This is a genomic window from Nocardia sp. NRRL S-836 (assembly GCF_001279525.1).
GTDB lineage: Bacteria > Actinomycetota > Actinomycetes > Mycobacteriales > Pseudonocardiaceae > Lentzea.
Map to the genome: position 1 here is coordinate 72,377 of NZ_LGDY01000097.1, position 4,541 is coordinate 76,917.

6 protein-coding genes are annotated in these 4,541 nt (G+C 70.5%); 1 reads left to right on the forward strand and 5 read right to left on the reverse strand.

Going from position 1 to position 4,541, the window contains the following annotated elements:
• Positions 1-16: 16 nt before the first annotated feature.
• Positions 17-499, reverse strand: a complete 483-nt coding sequence (locus ADL03_RS18910) for a hypothetical protein (protein ID WP_053734811.1) — start codon at positions 497-499, stop codon at positions 17-19.
• A gap of 5 nt (positions 500-504) precedes the next feature.
• Positions 505-918 carry a YbaB/EbfC family nucleoid-associated protein gene (locus ADL03_RS18915; RefSeq protein WP_053734812.1) on the reverse strand — a complete coding sequence of 138 codons (414 nt, stop codon included), beginning with the start codon at positions 916-918 and terminating at the stop codon, positions 505-507.
• Between the two features lie 561 nt (positions 919-1,479).
• Here ADL03_RS18915 and ADL03_RS18920 point away from each other — a divergent pair.
• Positions 1,480-2,061 (forward strand): response regulator transcription factor, encoded by a 582-nt coding sequence (locus tag ADL03_RS18920; protein ID WP_197288451.1) that lies wholly within the window; start codon positions 1,480-1,482, stop codon positions 2,059-2,061.
• A 69-nt stretch (positions 2,062-2,130) separates the two neighbouring features.
• Here the strand turns inward: ADL03_RS18920 and ADL03_RS18925 are convergent, their stop codons facing one another.
• The 3 genes from ADL03_RS18925 to ADL03_RS18935 all read right to left on the reverse strand — a co-directional run bounded on the left by ADL03_RS18925 (position 2,131) and on the right by ADL03_RS18935 (position 4,349).
• Positions 2,131-2,637 carry a hypothetical protein gene (locus ADL03_RS18925; protein WP_157528934.1) on the reverse strand — a complete coding sequence of 169 codons (507 nt, stop codon included), beginning with the start codon at positions 2,635-2,637 and terminating at the stop codon, positions 2,131-2,133.
• A gap of 414 nt (positions 2,638-3,051) precedes the next feature.
• A complete protein-coding gene (locus tag ADL03_RS18930; RefSeq protein ID WP_053734814.1) occupies positions 3,052-3,654 on the reverse strand; it encodes a type VII secretion system-associated protein in 603 nt (200 codons plus the stop codon).
• Positions 3,651-4,349 (reverse strand): type VII secretion system-associated protein, encoded by a 699-nt coding sequence (locus ADL03_RS18935; protein ID WP_053734815.1) that lies wholly within the window; start codon positions 4,347-4,349, stop codon positions 3,651-3,653. Before ADL03_RS18935 ends, ADL03_RS18930 begins: the two co-directional genes overlap by 4 nt.
• Positions 4,350-4,541 lie beyond the last annotated feature (192 nt).

Consider the following 4,541-nt stretch of genomic DNA (forward strand, 5'->3'; position numbering starts at 1 on the left):
GTCGCAGCGGCGGGGTTCAGCGGCGGCCGTGGTGCTCGCTGTCGTCCTCCGGCCACTGGCCGGGGATGTTGCCGGGTTCAGGCGCGCCGTTGAGGTTCAGCGCGTTCTTGGCGACGTGGGTGTTGTTCTCCTCCGTGGCCACGCAGTAGGCCGCGAACTGCTTCACGCTTTGGCCGAGCATGTCGATGCCCTTCGCCAGGGCGCCGATACCGCCCAGGTACTCCGCCCCGCGCTTGTAGTACTTGGGTGCGAACGTGCTCCAGCTGTCGTCGCCCTCAGGGGAGTTCAACGGCGCGTAGGAGGCGAGCTCCTGGTTGCCGGTCATGTAGTGGTAGAACCGGGAGCTCGCCGACTGGAAGAGCGCCGCGGCCTTCATCAGCGCGTCGGTGTCGATCGAGACCCGCCCCGAGCCGAGGCCGAAGTTCATCATGGGGGCCGGGCCGCTCTTGTGCTCGTCGCCGCCGGGAACGTCCTCGCCCGGGCCATCTGGCTTGATCATCGCATTCAGTCCCTGATGTTCATGACGTCACGGGTGGTGGGGCGCAGCTCGGGTTCGGCGGGCAGCAGCGACTGCAGGTCCACGTCACCGGAGAAGAGCTTGCGGGCGTCGACTCCGGGAGGGAGCGTCGGCGCGATCACGTCGGCGGCCTCGTCCGCCACCTGCTGCTGGGCGTCCATGATGGTCTTCAGGACGGCGGCTTCCAGCTCTGCCGGCGTCATGCGCTTGTAGGCGCCGCTCGGGAACTTCACGTCCTTCACCACGCCGCCGTGCCCGACGGTCACCGCCACGACCCGCCGGGGAGCGCTGACCGTGCACGACAACTCGCTGAGCCGCTGCTGCGTCTCGCGCAGCTGGGCGAACTGCTGCTGGTACTGGCTCTTCAGCTGCTCGATCTGTTCGGACTGCGGATAGGACACCGCACGCCTCCCTCGGCCTGCTCGCCGTGACCCGACATCAGCAGTAAACGGTCAAAAGCGCAGTGTCTGACCCGAACGACCCCGTTCCGAACCTGAAAGGAACCGCATGGTGCCCTAACGCACCCGATGTCGCGGAACCGATTGAGACACGTTCCGCGAACGGGCAGAGTTCGACGCGGAAGGCGCCGCACAGGCGAAACGAACAGATTCCCTGGGCGTGACCGGGCAGCCCGCTGCCGGACGGCTCCGTCCACCGCGTGGCCGCCACCGCCGGGACAGCTCGTCTTCTCGCCGGTCGCCGCAAGTGGAATGGGTCCGAACAGCCGCGTTCGGACCTCGCGGCACCGGTGTAGATTCGGACATCCGGCAGACGCATTCGGGCAGGTGCGGTGTACCGGCGGCAGACAGGCAGCTTTGTCGTTTCGCAAACCTGCCCCCCGTTCTGACTGGCCTTCCGCGAGGCTCGCACGGTCTCCTGAGAGCATGACTTCGCAGACCGCCTGGCCGGACGGCCGGCGCCCCCTGGCCGCAGGGCACGCAAGCCGCACGACCATCCGGGTCTTGGTTCACGCGTCGGACCCGCTGATCGCATCGGGCCTGCTCGCGATGCTGCGGCCGACACCCGGCATCGAGATCGTCACGGAACCGCAGCAGGCCGACGTCACCGTGGCCGTGGCGGACGCCTGCCTGCACGAGGTGCTGCAGCCCGGCACGTCCCGTCTGGTCCTCATCGCGGACGAGCTCCGCCAGGCGGAGCTGTGGACGGCCATCGAACACGGGCTGGTCGTGCTGGTGCCGCGTGCGGAGGCCACGACCAGGACGCGGCTGCTGCGCGCCATCGCCGACGCACGCGAGGGCCGGGGTGACCTGCCCGCCGAGCAGCTGGGCAGCGTCCTGCGCGGGCTCAAGCAGCTGCAGGAGACGACGCTCGGGCCGCGCGACCTCACCCTCGCGGGTCTGTCCCTGCGCGAGACCGAGGTGATCAGGCTCCTCGCGGACGGGCTCGACACCGCCGAGATCGCCGAGCGGCTCATCTACTCCGAGCGCACGGTCAAGAACGTCCTGCACAACCTGCTGAGCAGGCTCAACCTGCGCAACCGCGCCCACGCGGTCGCCTACGCCTTGCGCCACGGTCTGATCTGAGACGGTCTCAGCTGAGACCCCGCCCCGCCTGGTCCCGTGCCGCGGACGGTCTCGCACCGTCCGCGGGGGTCACAACGCCGTGGCTCCGACCAGGAGGGGTCCCAGCAACGACTCCAGCCACGTCTGGGCGCTCGTGGGCCCGTACTCGGCGTCGCAGCAGTCGTCGCGCGGGTGGAGAGCGGCGAGCACGTCGCCGATCACGCGGCACCAGGCGTCGACGTCCCGGGCGGTCTCGAGCAGCACCGCGGTTCCGGACGGCGGCAGCGTGCCGAGCACTCGCCGCGCCGCCGCAGCGGTCTCCGGCAGGTACACCGGCGCCCACCACGAGATCTCCCAGTCGGCGGCACCGGCGGGAACGTGCTCGCGCACGATCGCGGCGATGCGCTCGTCGTTCACCGGTTCGTCGGCGAACAGCCGGCCCGATCCGGGGGTGCCGCCGTCCACCCACCGGCACCCGGCCAGCCACCGCTCCGCGAGCAGGACGAGGCCGTCCGAGTAGGACCGCAGCGATTCGACCTCGTCCTCGGACAGCACACCGATCATGCCTTCGTCGCCACATCGGTCCCAACGGTTCACCGCTTCGTCTCCTCGCAGCGCGTGATCTCGGCCTCTCCGCGTCCACCACGTGAGCGGACCAGGTCTTCCGGGGTGCGGAGAGATCAAGTTAACCGGTGGCGAAGGCCCAAACGAGACTGAAGGACGCGATCGGCCTTTCCACCCTTCGAAACCTGCACTGAAGATCGCGCTCCGCCGCAAGCCCGTGGCGGAAGCCGGGTGCGCCGGCGGACGGCACGCCAAGCGGAAAGGCTCGCTCGTGGACGGAGACACCCCGCCGCCCAGCGGAATCGACCCCCGGTCGCTCCGGCGCTGCGCCGCGGAGCGCAGAGGCCCGCCGGACGACCCGCAAGCCGATCCTGCGCAGACCGATCCCACGCGGGCCACGGCTGACCCCGGACCGGAACCGCTGCCCCAGGAGCCCTCCCGTCCATCCTAAGAGGACGGTCGGCCTTCCGCGATCGGCAAGGTCTCGGTGAGCACGCCGACCCCGCTGTCGCGCAGCGTCGCGCACACCTCGGCCGCTTCCCGGTCGTCCAGGAGGGCCGCGGCGCGGACGAACTCGCCGACGAGCCGGACCGACCTGACCCCGCCGGGGTTCACCAGCACGTCCAGGTCGTCGCCCAGGTGCTCGACCAGCTCCCGGAAGGCGACCGGCAGCCACCCGGCCGCGCGGGTGCGCCGGTGCACGGCGGACGTGGCGGCCACGACGCACCGAACCTCGTCCGGCGACCACGCGACCAGCGGGCGGCCATAGGCGTTCAGCGCGATCTCGCAGGTGGACTCGCGCAGGAGCAGCTGGAACTGCCGGGCGTCGAGCCGGCCGTCGAGCAAGAGCACGAGGGCGGCGTCCACCAGGTCGGACGGCGAGTCGGGACGGCTGGGCACGTAGCCGGGGTTGCCGAGGAACCGGATGGGCCTGCCGTCGTCGAGCAGCCAGCCGCCCAGCACGCTCTGGATCGGCGGAACCTCGCCGTCGTTCTCCCGCACCCACACGGGATCGACGAGCAGGAACCAGTTCTCCCGCACCGCGGTCACGGCCGTTCCGCCTCCGGGGCGGGCGGTGCCTCCGTTTCCGTGCTGAACTGCGGTGCGGCCGGAGTCTCGTCCTGCCTCGGTTCCCAGGGGACGAGTAGCGCGCCGGACTCCTTCCGGTACCTGTCGTACGCGGCGGACGCGTCGTCGTCGCTCATCATGAAGGTCTCGCGCATGAAGTCGCCGGTGAGCCGGACGGAGGCGGGACCTCCGGGGTTGAACAGCACGTCCACGCCGTCGGCCAGCGTCATCACGAGCTCGTCGAGGTCGATGCGCCGCCATTGCGGTGAGCTGACCCTCCTGCGGTGCGGCTCCGCGGTCGCCACGACGACGCAGGCGATGTCGTCCGGCGACTGCACGACCAGCGGCTTGCCGTCCCCGTTCATCGCGATGTCGAACAAGCAGTCGCGCAGCATCAGCTGGATGTGCTCCGCCTCCGCACCGCCGTGCAGGACCAGCCTCAGCACGGCGTCCAGCGGGTCCGTCGGCGAGTGCTCGTCGGCGGGCACGTAGTCCGGGTTGGCCCGGAACCGGCCGACGCGGCCGTCGCCCTCCACCGGCCACAGCCCGACGACGGCCTCGACCGGCGGCAGTGCGTCCTCCTCGGACGGAGCCCACGCCGGGTCCATGAGCAGGAACCAGTTCTCGAGCGGCCCGCTGTCCTGGGTGTCCTCGGTGGTGTCGGTCGTGTTGGCCATCCTCGTCCTCACGTTCGCGTCGCCGGTGTGCCGACGCCCTGTTCCCGGAGCATTCGCGCACGGCGGAGGAGCACGAAGTAGTGCGACGACGCGGTTCAGAACCCCAAGTGAAGCAAAGAGTGCCTGAACGCGCCGGATCGAACTCCCCGCGGTCCCGACTCGGCCGTCACCGCGTCGGACCGCGCCACACGC

Bases quoted from the DNA above. Each gene is read 5' to 3' on its own strand.
- ADL03_RS18935 (WP_053734815.1), bottom strand. From the start codon at position 4,349: ATGGCCAACACGACCGACACCACCGAGGACACCCAGGACAGCGGGCCG.
- ADL03_RS18910 (WP_053734811.1), bottom strand. From the start codon at position 499: ATGATCAAGCCAGATGGCCCGGGCGAGGACGTTCCCGGCGGCGACGAG.